At 67.8% G+C, this 17,763-nt stretch carries 17 protein-coding genes; 7 read left to right on the top strand and 10 right to left on the bottom strand.

Going from position 1 to position 17,763, the window contains the following annotated elements:
* Positions 1-21: 21 nt before the first annotated feature.
* From SH203_RS03170 to SH203_RS03155, 4 genes are all read left to right on the top strand, one after another.
* Positions 22-1,401 carry a PQQ-binding-like beta-propeller repeat protein gene (locus SH203_RS03170; protein WP_087119380.1) on the top strand — a complete coding sequence of 460 codons (1,380 nt, stop codon included), beginning with the start codon at positions 22-24 and terminating at the stop codon, positions 1,399-1,401.
* Between the two features lie 31 nt (positions 1,402-1,432).
* Positions 1,433-3,052 (top strand): ribosome biogenesis GTPase Der, encoded by a 1,620-nt coding sequence (der, locus tag SH203_RS03165; protein ID WP_087119379.1) that lies wholly within the window; start codon positions 1,433-1,435, stop codon positions 3,050-3,052.
* An 18-nt stretch (positions 3,053-3,070) separates the two neighbouring features.
* Positions 3,071-3,535 carry an NUDIX hydrolase gene (locus SH203_RS03160; RefSeq protein WP_087119378.1) on the top strand — a complete coding sequence of 155 codons (465 nt, stop codon included), beginning with the start codon at positions 3,071-3,073 and terminating at the stop codon, positions 3,533-3,535.
* A gap of 102 nt (positions 3,536-3,637) precedes the next feature.
* Positions 3,638-4,264 carry an isoprenylcysteine carboxylmethyltransferase family protein gene (locus tag SH203_RS03155; protein WP_087119377.1) on the top strand — a complete coding sequence of 209 codons (627 nt, stop codon included), beginning with the start codon at positions 3,638-3,640 and terminating at the stop codon, positions 4,262-4,264.
* On the opposite strand, the gene SH203_RS03150 is transcribed toward SH203_RS03155, so the two are convergent.
* From SH203_RS03150 to SH203_RS03140, 3 genes are all read right to left on the bottom strand, one after another.
* Positions 4,252-5,082 carry a LytTR family DNA-binding domain-containing protein gene (locus SH203_RS03150; protein WP_234989355.1) on the bottom strand — a complete coding sequence of 277 codons (831 nt, stop codon included), beginning with the start codon at positions 5,080-5,082 and terminating at the stop codon, positions 4,252-4,254. The two genes, SH203_RS03155 and SH203_RS03150, sit on opposite strands and share 13 nt — an antisense overlap.
* Positions 5,079-5,753, bottom strand: a complete 675-nt coding sequence (locus SH203_RS03145) for a hypothetical protein (RefSeq protein WP_087119375.1) — start codon at positions 5,751-5,753, stop codon at positions 5,079-5,081. The genes SH203_RS03150 and SH203_RS03145 overlap by 4 nt, the downstream gene beginning before the upstream one ends.
* 75 nt (positions 5,754-5,828) lie before the next feature.
* The gene (locus SH203_RS03140) at positions 5,829-6,584 is read right to left on the bottom strand and encodes an SDR family NAD(P)-dependent oxidoreductase (protein ID WP_087119374.1); all 756 of its coding nucleotides are present in this window, start codon (positions 6,582-6,584) and stop codon (positions 5,829-5,831) included.
* A 74-nt stretch (positions 6,585-6,658) separates the two neighbouring features.
* Between SH203_RS03140 and SH203_RS03135 the strand changes: the two genes are divergently transcribed.
* The gene (locus SH203_RS03135; RefSeq protein WP_087119373.1) at positions 6,659-6,910 is read left to right on the top strand and encodes a CopG family ribbon-helix-helix protein; all 252 of its coding nucleotides are present in this window, start codon (positions 6,659-6,661) and stop codon (positions 6,908-6,910) included.
* Positions 6,910-7,197, top strand: a complete 288-nt coding sequence (locus SH203_RS03130; protein ID WP_087119372.1) for a type II toxin-antitoxin system RelE/ParE family toxin — start codon at positions 6,910-6,912, stop codon at positions 7,195-7,197. Before SH203_RS03135 ends, SH203_RS03130 begins: the two co-directional genes overlap by 1 nt.
* A gap of 6 nt (positions 7,198-7,203) precedes the next feature.
* Here SH203_RS03130 and purF read toward each other — a convergent pair whose 3' ends face one another.
* From purF to radA, 3 genes are read right to left on the bottom strand one after another with little or no spacing between them, the layout of a single operon-like run.
* The gene (gene purF / locus SH203_RS03125) at positions 7,204-8,709 is read right to left on the bottom strand and encodes an amidophosphoribosyltransferase (protein WP_087119371.1); all 1,506 of its coding nucleotides are present in this window, start codon (positions 8,707-8,709) and stop codon (positions 7,204-7,206) included.
* Between the two features lie 27 nt (positions 8,710-8,736).
* The gene (locus SH203_RS03120; protein WP_087119370.1) at positions 8,737-9,333 is read right to left on the bottom strand and encodes a CvpA family protein; all 597 of its coding nucleotides are present in this window, start codon (positions 9,331-9,333) and stop codon (positions 8,737-8,739) included.
* Positions 9,334-9,364: 31 nt separating this feature from the next.
* Positions 9,365-10,735: a DNA repair protein RadA gene (gene radA, locus SH203_RS03115; RefSeq protein WP_087119369.1), complete on the bottom strand. Its 1,371-nt coding sequence runs from the start codon at positions 10,733-10,735 to the stop codon at positions 9,365-9,367.
* Positions 10,736-10,929: 194 nt separating this feature from the next.
* Between radA and SH203_RS03110 the strand changes: the two genes are divergently transcribed.
* Positions 10,930-11,568: a Yip1 family protein gene (locus SH203_RS03110; RefSeq protein WP_087119368.1), complete on the top strand. Its 639-nt coding sequence runs from the start codon at positions 10,930-10,932 to the stop codon at positions 11,566-11,568.
* Here the strand turns inward: SH203_RS03110 and alr are convergent.
* From alr to SH203_RS03090, 4 genes are all read right to left on the bottom strand, one after another.
* Positions 11,562-12,623, bottom strand: a complete 1,062-nt coding sequence (alr, locus tag SH203_RS03105; protein WP_087119367.1) for an alanine racemase — start codon at positions 12,621-12,623, stop codon at positions 11,562-11,564. The genes SH203_RS03110 and alr overlap by 7 nt on opposite strands.
* A gap of 48 nt (positions 12,624-12,671) precedes the next feature.
* Positions 12,672-13,346: a phytanoyl-CoA dioxygenase family protein gene (locus SH203_RS03100; protein WP_087119366.1), complete on the bottom strand. Its 675-nt coding sequence runs from the start codon at positions 13,344-13,346 to the stop codon at positions 12,672-12,674.
* Positions 13,347-13,355: 9 nt separating this feature from the next.
* Positions 13,356-14,843, bottom strand: a complete 1,488-nt coding sequence (locus SH203_RS03095; protein ID WP_087119365.1) for a replicative DNA helicase — start codon at positions 14,841-14,843, stop codon at positions 13,356-13,358.
* Positions 14,844-15,019: 176 nt separating this feature from the next.
* Positions 15,020-17,467 (bottom strand): TonB-dependent siderophore receptor, encoded by a 2,448-nt coding sequence (locus SH203_RS03090; RefSeq protein WP_087119364.1) that lies wholly within the window; start codon positions 17,465-17,467, stop codon positions 15,020-15,022.
* Positions 17,468-17,763: the final 296 nt, after the last annotated feature.

The raw sequence follows: 17,763 nt of genomic DNA, 5'->3' as shown, positions 1-17,763 counted from the left end.
ACCCCTTTTAGGACGCCCCCGATGAACCGAGTTCTGAAAGTCGCGCTGATCTGCGGCGTCGCCGCGACCATGGCGTCGTGCGGCACCGTGCGCCGCAACCTGCCCTTCGGCCTGGGCGCCAAGGACGGCCCCAAGGCGACGGCCTCGGCCGGCGAGCGAATCTCGGTGCTGGAGTTCGAGCAGCAGCTGGCGCCGTCGGCGGCCCTGTCCGGCCGCGACTACTTCCTGCCCGGGCCTCAGGCCGTCACCGCCTGGACCCAGCCCGGCGGCACGGCCGAGAACCTGGTCGAACACGTCATCGCCGCCCCCAACTTCCAGATCGCCTGGAAGCGCAACATCGGCGCCGGCTCGGCGCTCGTCGGCAACGTCATGGCCCCCATCGTCGCCGCCGACGGCAAGATCTTCGTGCTGGACGGCGAATCGACCGTCTCGGCGGTCTCGGCCGACACGGGCGCGGTGCTGTGGAAGGTCAACGTCAAGAACACCGAGCGCGACCGCAACGGCGGCTTCGGCGGCGGTCTGGCCGTCGGCGCGGGCAAGGTGTTCGTCTCTTCCGGCTATCGTTCCATGTCGGCGCTGGACGCTAACACCGGCGCCGTGGCCTGGACCCAGCAGGTGGACGCCCCGATCCACGGCGCCCCGACCGTGTCGGGCAATCGCGTCTTCGTGGTCGACGTGGACAGCCAGCTGTTCGCCTTCGACACCACGACCGGCGCCCAGGACTGGACCTATCGCGGCATCGCCGAGCCGGCGCGCGTGATGCGCGCCTCCAGCCCGGCGGTCAGCGGCACCACGGTCGTCGCCCCGTTCGCCTCGGGCCAGCTGGTCGCGCTCAGCACCCTGAACGGCCAGGCGGTGTGGGAAGAGACCCTGTCGCGCACCAGCCGCACCAGCGCCCTGTCCGAGGTTCGCGACGTGGCGGGGCGCCCGGTCATCAGCCGCGGCATGGTCTATGGCGTAAGCCATTCCGGCGTCATGTCGGCGCTGGACCTGCGTTCAGGCCAGCCCAAGTGGCAACTGCCCATCACGGGCGTCAACGCGCCCCTGCCGGTCGGCGACGCCGTGTTCGTGGTGTCCAAGGCAGGCCAGCTGATCACCGTCAACCGCGACACCGGCCAGATCTACTGGACGCGCGAGTTGAACGAGGGGCGCGAACGTCGCGAGGGCGGTTTCCTGACCTTCGGCCGCCGCACCATCCGTCCGCAATGGTCGGGGCCGCTGCTGGCCTCCAACCGTCTGGTGATGGTGAATTCGTTCGGCGAGGCGGTGGCCTTCGATCCCAAGACCGGCGCGGCCCAGACCACGCTGAAACTGGGTGCGCCCGCCTATATCGCCCCCGCCGCCTACAACGGCGCGCTGTATGTGCTGACCGACAACGGCCAGCTGATCTGCATCCGCTGACGTTTCAGCCCTTTTGCGTTAGAAAGCCGACATGGCTCTGAAGGTCGCCATCGTCGGCCGCCCCAATGTGGGCAAGTCGACCCTGTTCAACCGCCTCGTCGGCAAGCGTTTGGCGCTGGTCGACGATCGCCCCGGCGTGACCCGCGACCGGCGCTACGCCGACGGCAATATCGGCGACATGGACCTGACGCTGATCGACACGGCGGGGTACGAGGACGTCACCGACGAAAGCCTGGAAGCCCGGATGCGCGAGCAGACCGAGGCCGCGCTGGACGACGCCGAACTGATCATGTTCATGATGGACGCGCGCGAAGGCGTGACGTCGCTGGACCGGATCTTCGCCGAACGCCTGCGCAAGGTGCATAAGCCCGTCATCCTGCTGGCCAACAAGTCCGAGAGCCGCGAGAGCGGCGGCGGCGTGGGCGAGGCGCACGGCCTGGGCTTTGGCGAGCCGGTGCCGATCTCGGCCGAGCATGGCGAGGGGATGGCCGATCTGTACGCCGCCATCGTCGCCGCGTCGCAGGACATCTTCGTCGAGGAGGTCGATGCGCCGGACAAGCCGATACGCATCGCCGTGATCGGCCGCCCGAACGCGGGCAAGTCGACCCTGATCAACCGCCTGATCGGCGACGACCGGCTGCTGACCGGGCCGGAGGCGGGGATCACGCGCGATTCCATCTCGGTCGACTGGCAATTCGAGGGCAAGAACATCCGTCTGGTCGATACGGCCGGAATGCGTCGCAAGGCGCGGGTGCAGGAGAAGCTGGAGAAGCTGTCGGTCGCCGACACCATCCGGGCCATCACCTTCGCCGAAGTCGTCATCCTGATGATGGACAAGGACGACGCCTTCGACACCCAGGACCTGCAGCTGGCCGATCTGGTCGAGCGCGAGGGCCGCGCCCTGGTCTATGTGGCGTCCAAATGGGACCTGGAGGACGAGCCCCAGTCCCGCATGGCCAAGCTGAAAGGCATGGCGGAGGACAAGCTGCCGCAGCTGAAGGGTTCGCCCTTCGTGGCCCTGTCGTCGCACAGCGGACGTGGGGTCGAGCGGCTGATGCCCGCCGTGCTTCAGGCCTATGACACCTGGTCGGTCAAGGTGAAGACCAAGGACCTGAACACCTGGCTATCGATGGCGACCCAGCGGCACCCGCCCCCCGCCGTGGACGGCAAGCGGATCAAGCCGAAATACATCGCCCAGACCAAGGCGCGGCCGCCGACCTTCGTGCTGATGGCCAATCGCGCCGAGGCGATGCCGGAGCATTACAAACGCTATCTGGTGAATTCGATCCGCGAGAGCTTCGACCTGCCGGGCACGCCGATCCGTCTGAACGTCAAGTCCAGCGGCGTGAACCCCTATGCCGAGGGCGGGGCCAAGTCCGGGCCGGAACGCTACAAGGGCGACGCCAAGACCGCGCCGCGCCGGGTCAAGAAGGCCGACAAGGAAGAGGCCCTGTCCAAACTGCCCGGCAAGGCGCTGGAGCAGAAGAAGACCCGCAAGCCCCAGCCCAAGGTGCTGGGCGGCCTGAAGGCCAGCGCCTCCAAGAAGGCGGGGTCGTCCGTGGCGGTCCAGAAGGGTGCGCGCGGCGGGGCGCGTCAGGTGTCCCGCTCGGGCCGCGTCCGCACGGGGCAAAAGGGCGGCGCCAAGCGGTGAGCATCGGGCGCTGACGCCATGAGCGACGCCGATCCCGCCGTCCTGCCTGATCGGCCGACCGCGCGTTGGCTGATCCTGGACGGGCAGGGGCGGGTGCTGCTGTTCCGGTTCGACTATGCGGAGGGTCCGCTGGCCGGGACCGCCTTCTGGGCCACGCCCGGCGGCGGATGCGAACCGGGCGAGACCTATGCGGACGCCGCGCGTCGCGAACTGTTCGAGGAGACCGGCCTGATCGTGGACGATCCGGGACCGGAGGCGGCGCAGGTCATCGAATGTTTCCGCCTGCCCGACGGGCGAATGGCGCGGGTCGATCAGCGGTTCTTCCTGCTGCGAACTGAGGATTTCGATCTGTCGAATGCGGCCTGGACCGAGGAGGAGCAGCGGGTGCTGACGGCGCATCGCTGGTGGAGCGCCGACGACATCCGCACCTCGACCGAGACGATCTGGCCGGCGGAACTGGCGGACCTGCTGGCGACCCTCTGAACCGACGCCTGCGGCTTTCGAGACCGATTTTCGCTCGCAAACATACCGCTTGCGCGGCGTCATAAAGCAGCGCTTGGATTTAGGTGCAATGCGGAGCGAATAATGACCCCGATTCAGGCGTTCGACCTTCAGGCCGTTCAGAAAATCCGCAAGGGCGCGGTGCTTGTCGCCCTGCTGGCGCTGGTCGGACTGACCATGGTGTCGCAATCCGCCAGCGGTCTGGACAGTCCGCTGCACGAAGGCGTCGAAGCCGTGGGCCTGGCCGCCATCGTCTTCGCCATCGTGGGGCGCGCCTGGTGTTCGCTCTATATCGGCGGGCGCAAGAAGGCCGAGATCGTGTCGCGCGGTCCCTATTCGATCAGCCGCAACCCGCTCTATATCTTCAGCTTCTTCGGCGCGTTCGGCGTCGGCGCCCAGAGCGGCAGCCTGACCCTGGCGGTGCTGTTCACCCTGGCGTCGCTGGCGGTCTTCTATCTGACGGTTCGCCGCGAGGAGGCCTGGCTGGGCGCGACCTTCGGCGCGGACTATGCGGCGTACAAGGCCCGGACGCCGCGCTTCTGGCCCAACTTCGCCCTGTGGCGGGATGAGGAGGACCTGTCGGTGCGGCCGTCCTTCTTCCTGACCACCATCCGCGACGGCCTGGTCTTCCTGCTGGCCATCCCCCTGTTCGAAGCCATCGACCTGGCCCAGGCCGAGGGCTGGCTGAAGGTGTTCGCCTATCTGCCCTGAGGCGTCCGACCCAATTTTTCCAGCACGGCGTCCCGATAGGTGCGGCTGACCACCAGTTCGGCGCCGCTGGCCATCGTCAGCCTCCAGGCGCCGTCCGACAGCGGCTGGACCTGACCGACGCGGGCCAGGTTGATCAGGCTGGAGCGGTGGCTGCGGGTGAAGAGGCGCGGGTCCAGTCGCGCCTCCAGCGCCTGCAGGGTGTCGCGGATCAGGCCCTCCTTGCCGTCCCAGTTAACCACCACATAGTTGCCGGCCGAGGCGAACCATTCGATGTCGGCGACAGGGATCGAGGCGCGCGCCCGGCCCGTGGAGACCAGGAGGCGCTGGCTCTGGTCCGGCTCCAGCGTGCGGGCCTGGGACAGGGCAGCGATCAGGACGGCGATCCGGTCGCGGGCGTCGCGGGCGCTGCGCCAATAGGCGGCGGCTAAACCGACGGCGACGATAGCGGTGTAGAGCAGAAGAACGACCGGCAGCCGGTCGATGGTCCGCGCCGCCCATTCGCCGCCGTCGCTTGCATGGTTCAGAAAACCCATGTCGGTGCGGGCGTTCAGGGCGGCGATCAGGGGGACGGCGACCAAGATGACGGCGGCCAGAACGCTCGTCGCCCGCCATCCGGGGCCGGACCGGCGGATCACAGCCCATGTCAGACCCGCGACCCCCAGCCACGGCGTATAGGACAGGGCCGCCCAAAGCAGGGAAGCGCCTACGGACACCTCCGCCGATCCGCGCCGCAGATACCAGGCGACGGCCAGCACGGTGGCGACATAGCTGTAGGCCGTGAACAGGCCAACGGCCGTCGCGACGGGCGCGCGCCTCAACCGGCGCACAAGGGACGACGGCGCTTGCGGACCAGAAGGGTCACGATCCAGGCGACGATCAGACATTGGAACAGGACGGTCGGCCAGAGCTGGCTCCAGGGCGCGGGCAGGGCGGTCAGAAAGTTGCCCGAGAAGGCGCTCAATACCGCAGAATAGGCGCCCAGCATCTTCGCCAGATGTTCATAGGTCCAGAGGTTGGTTGAAAAGGGCCAGGATGTCGGGGCGGCGAACCGCCACAGATCCCAGACGCCCATCGTCAGGGCGCTGGCGGCCAGGGCGGCGGAGACGGTCGAGGGACCGTCGGAACGTCCGCTCGCCAGCAGGACGAGAACCCACAGGCCGATACCGATCACGCCCAGCGTTGCGGCCCAGTCCAGCGGGCGGGCGCGGTCCTCGGCCTTCAAGTCGGGCCGTTTGCGCCCCAGAACCCGCACGCCCGAAAACAGGCTGAGCGTCGCGGTCGCCGACAAGGCCAGGAAATAGGTGTTGAATCTAAGCGCGGTCATCGCCCAGGCGCAGACCAGAAGGACGGCCATCAGGCCGGCGAACAGCCGCCCCCAGAACCTATGCGCGCGCCCGCCCTTTTGCGTGACGACAGGCAGGACGCCGACCAGACCGGCGCAAAGTCCGGTCGAGACGTGGACGATCAGAAAGGATGAGAACAGGGTCATGGACCCCGCCTTGCCGCCGTCCGCCGTGCATCGCCATCGTCCAGGGACGAACGGTGGCGGACGGGGGCGAAAGCCTCAGATCAGGGCTTCGATCGACGGGCCGGATTTCCAGTCCTGAAACCGGATCGTCAGGGGCGGCGTCGCGTCCGGGCGGGCCAGATCGACGACCAGGGGACCGATCTCGGATGGATGGGGCAGGACGGAAGGGTCTTCGCCTGGATAGGCCTGGGCGCGCATGGCGGTGCGCATCCGGCCGGGATCGACGATGCAGGCGCGGACGGCCGTGCTCTCGATCTCGTCGGCCCAGGCCTTCACCAGGGCCTCGGCGCCCGCCTTGGTCGCGGCGTACATGCCCCAGAAGGCGCGCGGACTGGCCGCCACGCTGGTGGTGAAATGGATGGCGCGTCCGGCGTCGGACGCGCGCAGCAACGGCTCCAGCGAGCGGATCAGGCGATAGACGGCGGTGAAGTTGGTTTTCTCGACCTTGGCGAACTCGCGCGGGTCGGCGTGGGACACCGGCGTCAGGCCGGACGGCCCCATGGTCGCGGCGGCGTGGACCCAGACATCCAGCGTCTTGAAACGCTCGAAGATGGCGCCGCCCAGACGGTCGATGGCCCCGCCGTCCACCAGATCGAACGGGATCAGGGTGGCGTGGCGGCCGGTGGCGGCGAAGATGGCGTCGTCAAGCTCTTCCAGGCCGCCCTGGGTGCGGGCGGTGGCGATGACGTGCGCCCCGGCCTTGGCCAGGGCCAGCGCGCTTTCATAGCCGATGCCGCGCGAGGCGCCGACGACGAGGGCGATGCGGTCGTTCAGGGGGAGGGCGTCGGTCATGCTTGGGTGGTAGGAGTGGCGATGCGGCGGGTCAATGTGTTAAGCTGTAAGCTGATGTGCACAGGAGCATCCGTATGGCCGCCAGCACGACAGTCACTGTTCGCGTGAGCGAAAGTCTGAAAGCGCGTCTCGGCCTGCTGGCCGAGAAAACGCATCGCACACAGTCGTTTCTCGCCGAACGCGCCATTTCCGGCTACGTCGAGCGCGAACTGGAAATGATGCTGGCCGTCGAAGAAGGGCTGGAAGATTTCCGCAACGGCAATGTCGTCACCCATGAAGACGCCATGCGGCAAATCCGGGAAACCATCGCCAAATACGAATCCTGATGCGCGCCGTCGTCTGGTCGCGACGCGCCCTTCTCGAACTGACCCAGGCGATCGACTATCTGGCCGGTCGAAATCTGCCGGCGGCTCAAAAGATCGAAGCCCGCATCATCGAGGCGACCGAGAAGCTGGCGCGAAGACCGATAGGCCGACCGGGCAAACAGCCCGACACCTATGAGAAGCTGGTCACGGGCGCACCGTATCTGATCGTCTATGCCTTGGCCGACACCGCCGATGGGGGGCAGGTTCAGATCATGCGCCTGTTTCATACGGCGCAGGATCGAGACTGAGTCCGATCAGGCGCTGACCAGCAGGGACAGTTGTTTGGCGCCGAACTCGCGGCCGCCTTCCTCGATTTCGCGGTCCAGCAGGCGGGTGGGATAGTCGCCGGTGAAATAGTGGTCGGTGAACTGGGGCGCTGCGTTGTTGCGGCCGGTCTCGCCCATGGCGCGGTACAGGCCGTCGATGGACAGGAAGCCCAGTGAATCGACCTCCAGCATCTCGCGCATCTCGTCCAGCGTCTTGTTGGCGGCCAGCAGTTGGGCGCGTTCGGGCATGTCGATGCCGTAGAAGTCAGGGAACAGGATCTGCGGGCTGGCCGAGCGCAGGTGGACCTCCCTGGCGCCCGCCGCGCGGACGGCGCGGACCAGTTTGACCGAGGTGGTGCCGCGCACGATGGAATCGTCGATCAGCACCACGCGCTTGCCCTCCAGCGCCGCCTTGTTGGGGCTGTGCTTCATGCGCACGCCCTTCTGACGGGCGCCCTGGCTGGGCTGGATGAAGGTGCGGCCCAGATAGTGGCTACGGATGATGCCCATTTCGTAGGGGATGCCGCTTTCCTGAGCATAGCCCAGGGCCGCTGGAACGCCGGAATCGGGCACCGGAACGACGATGTCGGCCTCGACGCCCAGTTCGCGGGCCAGACCCCGGCCCATCTCCTTCCTGACCTCATAGACCGAGCGGCCGTTCACGACCGAATCCGGACGCGAGAAATAGACGTATTCGAACAGGCAGGGACGGGCGGCGCGGGCCGGGAAGGGTTTGAGCGAGCGCAGGCCGCTGTCGTCGATGACGATGATCTCGCCGTGTTCGACGTCGCGCACGAAGGTCGCGCCCATCATGTCCAGCGCGCAGGTTTCGGACGCCAGCACCCAGCCCTCGCCCAGCTGACCCAGGACCAGCGGGCGGATGCCCAGCGGGTCGCGCGCGCCGATCATCTTGGTGCGCGTCTGGGCGACCAGGGCGTAGCCACCCTCGATCCGGGCCAGGGCGTCGATGAAGCGGTCCACGATCTTGGCTTTGCGGCTGCGGGCGATCAGGTGGAGGATGACTTCGGAATCCGAGGTCGACTGGAAGATGGCGCCTTCGCTGACCAACTGGCTGTGCAGGAACTTGAAGTTGGTCAGGTTGCCGTTGTGGGCGATGGCGATGCCGCCCTGGTCCAGATCGGCGAACATCGGCTGGATGTTGCGCAGGAAGCTGCCGCCGGCGGTGGAGTAGCGGGTGTGGCCCACGGCCGCGCGGCCCGGCATCCGCGTCATCAGGTCGGCGCCGCCGAAAGCCTCGCCCACCAGCCCCTGGTGGCGTTCGGTATAGAAGCGCTCGTCCTTGACGCTGGCGATGCCGCAGGCTTCTTGGCCGCGATGCTGCAGGGCGTGAAGGCCCAGGGCGACGACGGAGGAGCCTTCGTCCTCGTCCGCGCCCCAGACGCCGCAGACGCCGCATTCCAGACGAAGCTGATCGTCCTCCGGCTCGCGCCAGTGTTCGCGGTGGACGACGGGATCGGCGATATGGTGGCGCATCGTGGGGCTCCGATGACCGGGGGAAACTTAACGGGCGGCTTCGCGCGGCGAGTTAGGCCGTGATTGCGTCGGGGGCAAGGCTTCGTCGTCGGAAAACCCCCTGCGTACGGACGAATCCACTACGGGCGTGATGGCGTCGGCGCCGCGGCCGATGCTGGGCAGGACGATCTGGATCATCCGCGCGCCCACGGCGCTGACCGGATAGAGGGCTGCGTCGGTCAGCCAGCGGGGCGTCCGCTCGCCCGGCAGGGCCGCCGCGATCACCAGATGGACCGCCCCGATCAGGACCAGGGCGCGCACGGCGCCGATCACGAAGCCGAACAGGCGGTTCACCATGCCCAGGTGGGGGTGATCCTCGGCGCCCTTGGACAGCATGCCGCCGATCAGGCGCAGGCCGAAATAGACCACGAAGAAGGTCAGGACGGCGGCCAGGATGGACCCGGCCCATTCGGGATCGACGAAGGCGCGGGCCACGCCGGCGGTCCAGGGCAGGGCGATCAGGGCGATCAGGGCCGCCAGGGTCGCGCTGAGCAGGGTGATGACCTCGCGCACCCCGCCCCGCACCCAGCCGGCCGCGACGGAAAACAGGATCACTACGATGACGAAGACGTCGTATCCGGTCACGCTTGCGGAATCCTGCGGCTGTTACGCCTGCCTAATAGCGGTTCTGCGAGATTCGTTCGACCACATCCGTCAGGCGGGTCACGGACGTCACCTTCACCCCCTTGGTCTTGGCGGTCAGCGCGGGGCTGAGAACCTGGTCGAAGCCCAGCTTCTGGGCCTCGCGCAGGCGGGCCTCGGCGCGGCCGACGCTGCGGACCTCGCCGGACAGGCCGATCTCGCCGAAGACGACGCAGCCCTGGGGCAGGGAGACGCCGGTCGCCGAACTGATCAGGGCCGCCGCCGCCGCGAGATCGGCGGCCGGTTCGTTGATCCGCAGACCCCCCGCGACGTTCAGATAGACGTCCTGATCGCCGAAGCCGAAACCGCAGCGCGCCTCCAGCACCGCCAGCACCATGGCCAGACGCCCCGTCTCCCAGCCGATCACGGCGCGACGCGGGGTGCCGTAGGCGGATTTGGACACCAGCGCCTGCATCTCGACCAGCACGGGGCGGGAGCCCTCGATCCCGGCGAAGACGGCGGCGCCCGGCGCCCGCTCCTTGCCCTCGCCCAGGAAGAGGGCGGACGGGTTGGCGACCTCGCGCAGGCCGCTGTCGCCCATTTCGAAGACGCCGATCTCGTCGGTGGCGCCGAAACGGTTCTTGCCGGCGCGCAGGATGCGGAACGGATAGCCGCGCTCGCCCTCGAAGGTCATGACGGCGTCGACCAGGTGTTCGACCACGCGCGGCCCGGCGACCTGACCGTCCTTGGTGACATGGCCGACCAGGACGATGGCCGGGCCGTCGTTCTTGGCCAGACGCACCAGTTCGCTGGCGCAGGCCCGGACCTGGGTGATGGAGCCGGGGCCGCTGTCATGCACGTCGGACCACAGGGTCTGAACCGAATCGATGATGACGATGTCGAACCTGTCGCGCTTCAGCGTGCCCAGGATGTCGCGCAGCGCCGTCGCCGCCGCCAGATTGACCGGCGCATCGGCCAGACCCATCCGCTTGGCCCGGGCGCGGATCTGCTCCACCGCCTCTTCGCCCGAGATATAGGCCACGCGCGCGCCGCGCAGGGCCGCCTTGGCCGCCACCTCCAGCAAGAGGGTGGACTTGCCTACGCCGGGATCGCCGCTGAGCAGGATGGCCGAGCCCGGCACCACGCCGCCGCCGCAGACCCGGTCGAACTCGACGACGCCCGTGGTGATGCGGGGCGGCTCCGGGGTGTCGGACTGCAACGTCTCGAACTGGATGCCGCGCGTGCGGGCCGAGGCGGCGGCCGAGGGCTTGATCGCGCCGGGCGGGGCCGAGCGGCTTTCCTCGGTGAGGGTGTTCCACTGGCCGCAGGACGCGCATTGGCCCGACCATTTGCCGTGGACCGTGCCGCAGGACTGACAGACGTAAAGGGCTGAATCGCGAGCCATGAGCTTCCTTAGCAGACCTGCCGATTCGACGGCGGATCGCCGGAAACTGCATTTCATCCACGACAAAGTCGGTCGCAGCGGCAACCTTCGCCATTACGAAGTATTTGAGAACATGTCGCACGGCGCTTGCGTTGCAGGACGACGTAACGTCACTATTCGACCCTGTTCTCCCTTTCAAAGGCATTTTGATTCATATGACCGACCCGACGCCCCACTCGTCACAGCCCGCCGTCGATCCGGCCCTGACCGCACGGGTCAAGGGCATCCTGCTCCAGCCCAAGGCGGAGTGGCAGGTCATTGACCGTGAATTCGCCACGACCAAGAGCCTCTACACCCGCTACGCCATGATCCTGGCGGCGATCGGCCCGATCGCGACCCTCATCGCCAGCCTGGTCTTCCTGCATCAGGGCGTCGTGAGCGCCCTGATCCTGGCGGTCCTGTCCTATGTGCTGGGTCTGGCCGGGGTGTTCCTGCTGGGCGTCATCATCAATGCGCTGGCCTCCAGCTTCGGCGCGACGCCCAATCCGGTGCAGGCCCACAAGCTGGCCGTCTATTCCTACACCGCCGCCTGGATCGCGGGCATCGCCAACCTGATCCCCGTCGCCGGCGGCCTGATCGCCCTGATCGGCGCGATCTACAGCCTGGTGCTGCTGTTCATGGGGCTGCCGGTCCTGATGAAGGTCCCGGAAGACAAGAAGGTCGTCTATTACGTCGTGATCCTGCTGGCCGGCATCGTGCTGGGCGTGATCATGGGCGCCATCGTCGGCATGGTCGCGGCGGCCTTCGTGCTGACGACGCACGGGGTCGCAGCGCTCGGCGCCGGCGGCTACTGAGAATAGGCGCGCGGCACGCGCGGCGTGATCGAGGTCAGCAGCTCGTAGCTGATGGTCCCGGCCGCCGCCGCCGCATCGTCCAGAAGGCGGTTCGGTCCGAACAGTTCGACCGGATCGCCCACGGCGACGTCCAAGCCGGTGACATCCACCGCGCAGACGTCCATCGACACCCGGCCCAAAAGCGAGCGCGTCTCGCCCGCGATGAAGACCGCGCCGGCCGGGGAATAGGCGCGCAGCAGACCGTCGGCGTATCCCGCCGCCACCGTGGCGACCCGGATCGGCCGGTCGGCGAAATAGCCCTGCGAATAGCCCACGCTCTCGCCCGCCGGCACGTCGCGAACCTGAAGCACGCGCGCGGTCAGGGTGGCGACGGCGGCGATGCGCGCGTCTGGTCGGCCTTCGGGACCGCCGCCGTACAGGCAGATGCCGGGACGCACCGCATCGAAGGCGAAGTCCGGTCCCAGGAAACAGCCGCTGGAGTTGGCGAAAGAGCGGATCACGCCGGGATAACGGCCGACCACCCCGGCGAACAGGTCGCGCTGGCGTCGGTTCATCGGGTTCTGCGGATCGTCGGCGCAGGCGAGGTGGGTCAGGACCAGGGCCAGGCCGTCGAACGCTTCCGGCGCATCCTCCGGGCGGACGCCCAGTCGGTTCATGCCGGTGTCGATCTGCAGGCCGCAAGTCTCGCCCCCCGCCGCCGCCCAGGCCTGCATCTGCGACGGATGGTTCAGCACCGGCCGCAGGTCGGCCGCCTTCAGCGCATTGGCCTCGTCCTCGCGACAGCCGTCCAGCACATAGATGACCGGCCCGCCGGCGCCCTGCGGACCCAGCGCGGATCGCAGCCGCAGCCCCTCGGCCGCGCGCGCCACGAAGAAGGTGTCGGCGCCCTCGCCCATCAGCCGTTTCGCCACGGCCTGCGCCCCCAGCCCATAGCCGTCCGCCTTGACCACCGGATGCACGGGCAGGCCGCTGACCTGGCCCAAGGTGCGATAGTTGCGGGCCAGGGCGTCCAGATCGACGGACAGAAGGGCGGGGGCGGTGATCGGGTCGCGCATCAGGCTCTTATGCGCCAACGACAGCGCGATGGAACCCCCGCGCGGGGGTTAGACGCCCAGCCATCGAAGGCCGCCGGGCAGGTCGTCGGCGGAATAGTCGATTTGCAACACGTGCCGTCGTCGGGGAGATTCGGCGGCGTTGGAGGCGTGCAGGATCGGCGTCGAATAAAGCCACACGTCGCCCGCCTCGGCCTCGCAGGCGAAGACGCCGCATTTCGTGACGACCTCCTCAATGCGGTCGAGGGGCACGCGACCTTTCAGATGCGAGCCCGGCGCGATCAGCAGGGGCGCATTGTCGGCCGGCACGTCGTCCAGATGCACCCGGACCGTCACCATTCGGGCGAGAAGATCGAAGGGTGGCGCCACATGCTGCATCCCGGCCTTGATCGACCACGGACCGAAGCCCGGACTATCCCGCCGCGTCTCGACGCAGATCGTGCGATCCTGATGCCAGGCCAATGACCAGTTCGTGGCAGGGGACTTGTCGAACAGGACGGCGCGCACCGGACGGGCCGCCGGGCCGAGGGTCTGTGCGGCGAGTGCGCCCACCGCGCCATCAACACTCAAGACATCGCGCAACTGTTCGGCGCCCCGAATGCGGACGCCCGCCTGATCGGTGGGAAGGTCGGCCAGAGCCGCTTCGATGTCGCGCAGATGGCGCGCGACGGCGGCGGTGCGCCGTTCGGCCCCGTGCGGTCCCAGCCGCAACGTATCGGCGCTCATCTCCCGATCCTACTCGTAGCTGACTTCCTCATAGCCGTGCGCCAGGTTGCCGAAGCGGACGGTGTCGGCGTCGAAGGCCAGTTTGACGATGCCGATGGGGCCGTGGCGCTGCTTGCCGATGACGACCTCGGCCTGGCCCTGCAGGCGATCCATGTCCTGCTGCCATTGCAGGTGTTCCTCGGTGCCCTCGCGCGGCTCGGCGCGGCCCAGATAGTAGCTTTCGCGATAGACGAACATCACGCAGTCGGCGTCCTGTTCGATCGAGCCGGATTCGCGCAGGTCCGACAGTTGCGGCCGCTTGTCCTCGCGTTGTTCGACCTGACGCGACAGCTGCGACAGGGCGATGATCGGCACCGACAGCTCCTTGGCCAGGGCCTTCAGCCCGCCGGTGATCTCGGACACTTCCTGCACGCGGTTCTTCTGGCTGTTCTCGCCGGTCGTCACGAGCTGGAGGTAGTCGACGATGATCAGGTCCAGGCCATGCTCCATCCGTTTCAAGCGGCGGGCGCGCGCGGCCAGTTTGGAGATGGACAGGCCGCCGGTGGCGTCGATGTAGAGGGGGCTTTCGCCGATCTCGACCGCCGCGTCACGCAGCTTGCCGAAGTCCGAGGCGTCGATCTCGCCCTTGCGCAGCTTGTCCGACGACACGCCCGAGGCGTCGGCCAGAATACGCATGGCCAGCTGTTCGGCGCTCATTTCCAGCGAATAGAAGGCGACGACGCCGCCGTTGACCGTCTTGCGGCCCTCGGGCGTCGGCTCCCACTGATAGGCGCGGGCCACGTTGAAGGCCATGTTGGTGGCCAGCGCGGTCTTGCCCATCGACGGACGGCCGGCCAGGATCAGAAGGTCGGACGGGTGCAGGCCGCCCAGTTTCTTGTCCAGATCGTTCAGGCCGGTGGCCAGGCCCGCCAGCTTGCCGTCGCGTTGATAGGCTTCGGCCGCCATCTGCACGGCGCCGGACAGGGCGTGGGAGAAGCTGACGAAACCGGACGACGGCTTGCCCGTCTCGGCCAAGGAATACAGGGTCTGTTCGGCCTGTTCGATCTGTTCGTCGGCGGGCGTTTCGGGGTTGGGCGCCTCCTTGATGATCTCGCCGCCGATGCGGATCAGGTCGCGGCGCAGGGCCAGATCATAGACGACGCGGGCGTAGTCGGGGGCGTTGGCGGCGGGCGGGGCGCGGTCGACCAGATCGGCGAGATAGCGCAGACCGCCGAACTCCTGGAAGGCCGGGTCCTGCTTGAACCGCTCCATCAGAATGGTCGGTTCGGCCAGCATCCCCTGACGGATGTGATCCTCGATCGCGTCGTAGAGGCGCTGGTGGAAGGGTTCGTAGAAGTGCGAGCCGCGCAGACGGTCGCTCAGGCGCTCGAACACCGCATTGTCGAACATTAAGGAGCCCAGCAGCGCCTGTTCGGCTTCCAGATTGTGCGGCATCGAACTGACGCCGCCGGAGTCCATCGGCGAGGACGAGAAGGGCATGGGGGCGAAGGCGTTCATCGGTTAACGCTTTAGCCCTCTCACGCGCCTGCGTCAGACGCGGACGCTGCCTGCGCCGTGGACAGATCGTCCGGGCTGGGGACGAACCGGAATTGTTCAATGGCGAGGCCTCGCAAAACGAAAAAGGGCGCTCCGAAGAGCGCCCCTTGCCGTCTGGTCCGTGCGGTGTCGCCTGATCACCACTTCAGAGCGATGCGGCCGTAAACGAACCGGCCGTTGAAGCCATAGGGCGAGAAGTTCGAGAACGGGAAGGCGCCCGAGGTGTTGTTCGCGCGTAGAGCCTGACGCGGATACTCATCCAGCACATTGTCCGCGCCGACCGCGAAGGTCAGGCGGTCGTTCAGGGCGTAGCGCGCCTCGACATCCACCACCAGGCCGACGCCCAGCTGCAGGTCCGTGGCCTCGGTCGCGCCCGGCGACAGGACATCGCCATAGCCGGTGGCGCGGAAGGTGCCGCCCAGCTTGCCGCGCGTCCAGTCGGTCTGGAAGACGGTCTTCCACGGCGGCGTGCCTTCCTCGAAGCGCAGGGTGGCCTGACGCGCGAACAGGGAGGCCGGGGTGGGCAGGATGCCCGAACGGGTTTCCGGCGTCTTGGTTACGTCGAAGTCGTTGACGTTGGCGGCCAGGGTGAAGTCCAGCGAACCGACCTCCGACAGCACGCGATAGCGCGCCACCACGTCCAGCCCGGTTGTCTCGGTGTCGACGCCGTTGATGAAGAAGCGGGCGGCGGTGGCGCCATAGGGTTGCAGCAGGTCGAAGATGGCGCGGGCGTTGGTGCCCGCCGCCGCCGTGGCGCTGCCGGTCAGGGTTTCGGACAGGATGATCCGATCCTTGATGTCGATGCGATAGGCGTCGGCCGTCAGCTCGAACGCGCCCTTCCGATAGACCAGACCCAGCGAATAGTTGGTCGAGGTCTCGGCCTCCAGCGGCGTGCCGCCCAGGGCGACGCCGACCGGGCTGACCGACGGGAAAGTGCCCGTCTCATAAGGGACGTTGTTGATGTAGAGGATGGCCGTCTGGGTGAAATACTGCTGCTGCAGGCTGGGCGCGCGGAAGCCCGTCGAGACGGCGCCGCGAACCGCGAACGACGGGGTGAAGTCGTAGCGGGCCGCGATCTTGCCCGAGACATTGTCGCCGAAGTCGGAATAGTCCTCGTAGCGAACCGCCGCCGAGGCGGTGAAGTTCTCGAACAACTCGCCTTCCAGATCGACATAGACGCCGATGTTGTTGCGGTCCTTGTCCACCTCATTGGCGGGGGTGAAGCCGGTGAAGCCGCGTGAGCCCCAGCTCAGATCCGTGCCGCCGATGTTGAGGAAGGTCCCGCGCTGATAGGAACCCGGCTCGCCCGCGCCGATCTGATAGGATTCACGGCGGGCCTCCAGGCCGAAGGCGACGTTCAGGGGGCCGTAGAGGCCGACGTCGTAGCCGCGGCTGGCGTCTATGCCGAAGACCAGCTGATCATAGGCCAGCGACCCGGCGTAGAATTTGGTCGGCGAGGTCGGGCCGAGCGACGGGTTCAGGGTGTTGTCGGCGCTGAACTCGATCTCGTTCTTGCCGTAGCCCAGGTTGACGTCGATGTCGAAGCCGCCCGCCTGGCCCTTCACCCCGGCGGTCGCGGTCCAGTCGGTGGTGTCGGTCAGGACATAGGGCAGATAGCCGTTCGGATAGACGCGGCCCGAGGTGTAGGCCGGGTTCTGGGCGTTGTCGGTGGGGGTGCGGTAGAAGGCGGCGGCCGAGGCGTCGCGGGTCTGATAGCCGACCCAGCCATAGGCCTCCCAGCCGGCGCCCAGCGGCTTGCCGGCGTTCAGATAGATGGCGAGATCTTCGGATTCCGGGTCGCCCTGGCCGCCGCGCACCTGGGCCGGGCTGAAGCGCGGGTCGATGTCGCTGCGGTTGGTGCGGGCGCGGTCGCGGTATTCGACCGAGGCGGTCAGGAAGCCGTCCGAGCCCAGGCCGAAGCCCTGCCAGCCCGCGACCGTCAGGGCCTCGCCGTCGCTGATGTCCTTGCCGCCGCCGTAGAAGCCGGTGAAGTCGGTCAGATAGCCGCCGTAGGTCACGCTGGCGCCGCCGCCGCTGGACGCCTGACGCAGGCGCAGGTTCAGCACCCCGGCGATGGCGTCCGATCCGTACTGGGCCGCCGCGCCGTCACGCAGGACCTCGATCCGCTCGACGGCGGTGGAGGGGATGGCGTTCAGGTCGACGGCGGCGGAGCCGCGTCCGACCGAACCGTTGGTGTTGACCAGCGCCGTGGCGTGGCGGCGCACGCCGTTCACCAGAACCAGCGTCTGGTCCGGCCCCTGACCGCGCAGGGTCGCCGGTCGGATGGAATCCGTGCCGTCGGTCGCCGAGGGACGGGGGAAGTTCAGGGCCGGGACGGTGGCGGCCAGCTGGGTGGCCAGTTCGGTGGAGCCGCGCTGCTGCAGCGTCTCGGCGGTGACGACATCGACCGGCGCGACGGAATCAAGCCGCGAACGGCCCGTGACGCGGGTGCCGGTCACGACGATGTCGTCGACATTGTCGGCCTGGGGCTGCTGTTGCGCCAAGGCGGGGCTGGCGGTGATCAGGGCGAAGGCGGAGGCCGTGATCAGGAGGGCCGAGCCGGCGGGGCGGGAGAGTGAGCGCATGGGAGAGACCTTTTCTTTTCTTGTCTTGAAACCGGGGTGCCGCGACATCGGACGCGACGGACATGGATGCGAGGATCAGGCTAGGGCCGACATCGCGGTCGCGGTGTCAGAAAAACTGCGCCCTGAAGTCGCTTCGACATTGAGGCTGTCCCCGAGAGACGAGCGCGTCGCCCATCGTTCATGGCCATATCAGGGCGGATATGGGGCGGGTCAATCCGGCGGCCGGACCATGTTTGCTGGTCGGTATTTGCAGAAAAACTGATCCCGAAACACGGCCCGAGGCGCTGTCCCGGCAA

The organism is Brevundimonas sp. SH203 (genome assembly GCF_002157625.1).
Lineage (GTDB): Bacteria > Pseudomonadota > Alphaproteobacteria > Caulobacterales > Caulobacteraceae > Brevundimonas.
This window is presented reverse-complemented; position numbering and strand designations above follow the sequence as displayed.

What these genes read in the sequence shown, in the direction of transcription:
- SH203_RS03170 (WP_087119380.1), top strand. Translation starts at nt 22, where the DNA reads ATGAACCGAGTTCTGAAAGTCGCGCTGATCTGCGGCGTCGCCGCGACC.
- der (WP_087119379.1), top strand. Translation starts at nt 1,433, where the DNA reads ATGGCTCTGAAGGTCGCCATCGTCGGCCGCCCCAATGTGGGCAAGTCG.
- SH203_RS03160 (WP_087119378.1), top strand. Translation starts at nt 3,071, where the DNA reads ATGAGCGACGCCGATCCCGCCGTCCTGCCTGATCGGCCGACCGCGCGT.
- SH203_RS03155 (WP_087119377.1), top strand. Translation starts at nt 3,638, where the DNA reads ATGACCCCGATTCAGGCGTTCGACCTTCAGGCCGTTCAGAAAATCCGC.
- SH203_RS03145 (WP_087119375.1), bottom strand. Translation starts at nt 5,753, where the DNA reads ATGACCCTGTTCTCATCCTTTCTGATCGTCCACGTCTCGACCGGACTT.
- SH203_RS03140 (WP_087119374.1), bottom strand. Translation starts at nt 6,584, where the DNA reads ATGACCGACGCCCTCCCCCTGAACGACCGCATCGCCCTCGTCGTCGGC.
- SH203_RS03135 (WP_087119373.1), top strand. Translation starts at nt 6,659, where the DNA reads ATGGCCGCCAGCACGACAGTCACTGTTCGCGTGAGCGAAAGTCTGAAA.
- SH203_RS03130 (WP_087119372.1), top strand. Translation starts at nt 6,910, where the DNA reads ATGCGCGCCGTCGTCTGGTCGCGACGCGCCCTTCTCGAACTGACCCAG.
- purF (WP_087119371.1), bottom strand. Translation starts at nt 8,709, where the DNA reads ATGCGCCACCATATCGCCGATCCCGTCGTCCACCGCGAACACTGGCGC.
- radA (WP_087119369.1), bottom strand. Translation starts at nt 10,735, where the DNA reads ATGGCTCGCGATTCAGCCCTTTACGTCTGTCAGTCCTGCGGCACGGTC.
- SH203_RS03110 (WP_087119368.1), top strand. Translation starts at nt 10,930, where the DNA reads ATGACCGACCCGACGCCCCACTCGTCACAGCCCGCCGTCGATCCGGCC.
- alr (WP_087119367.1), bottom strand. Translation starts at nt 12,623, where the DNA reads ATGCGCGACCCGATCACCGCCCCCGCCCTTCTGTCCGTCGATCTGGAC.
- SH203_RS03100 (WP_087119366.1), bottom strand. Translation starts at nt 13,346, where the DNA reads ATGAGCGCCGATACGTTGCGGCTGGGACCGCACGGGGCCGAACGGCGC.
- SH203_RS03095 (WP_087119365.1), bottom strand. Translation starts at nt 14,843, where the DNA reads ATGAACGCCTTCGCCCCCATGCCCTTCTCGTCCTCGCCGATGGACTCC.
- SH203_RS03090 (WP_087119364.1), bottom strand. Translation starts at nt 17,467, where the DNA reads ATGCGCTCACTCTCCCGCCCCGCCGGCTCGGCCCTCCTGATCACGGCC.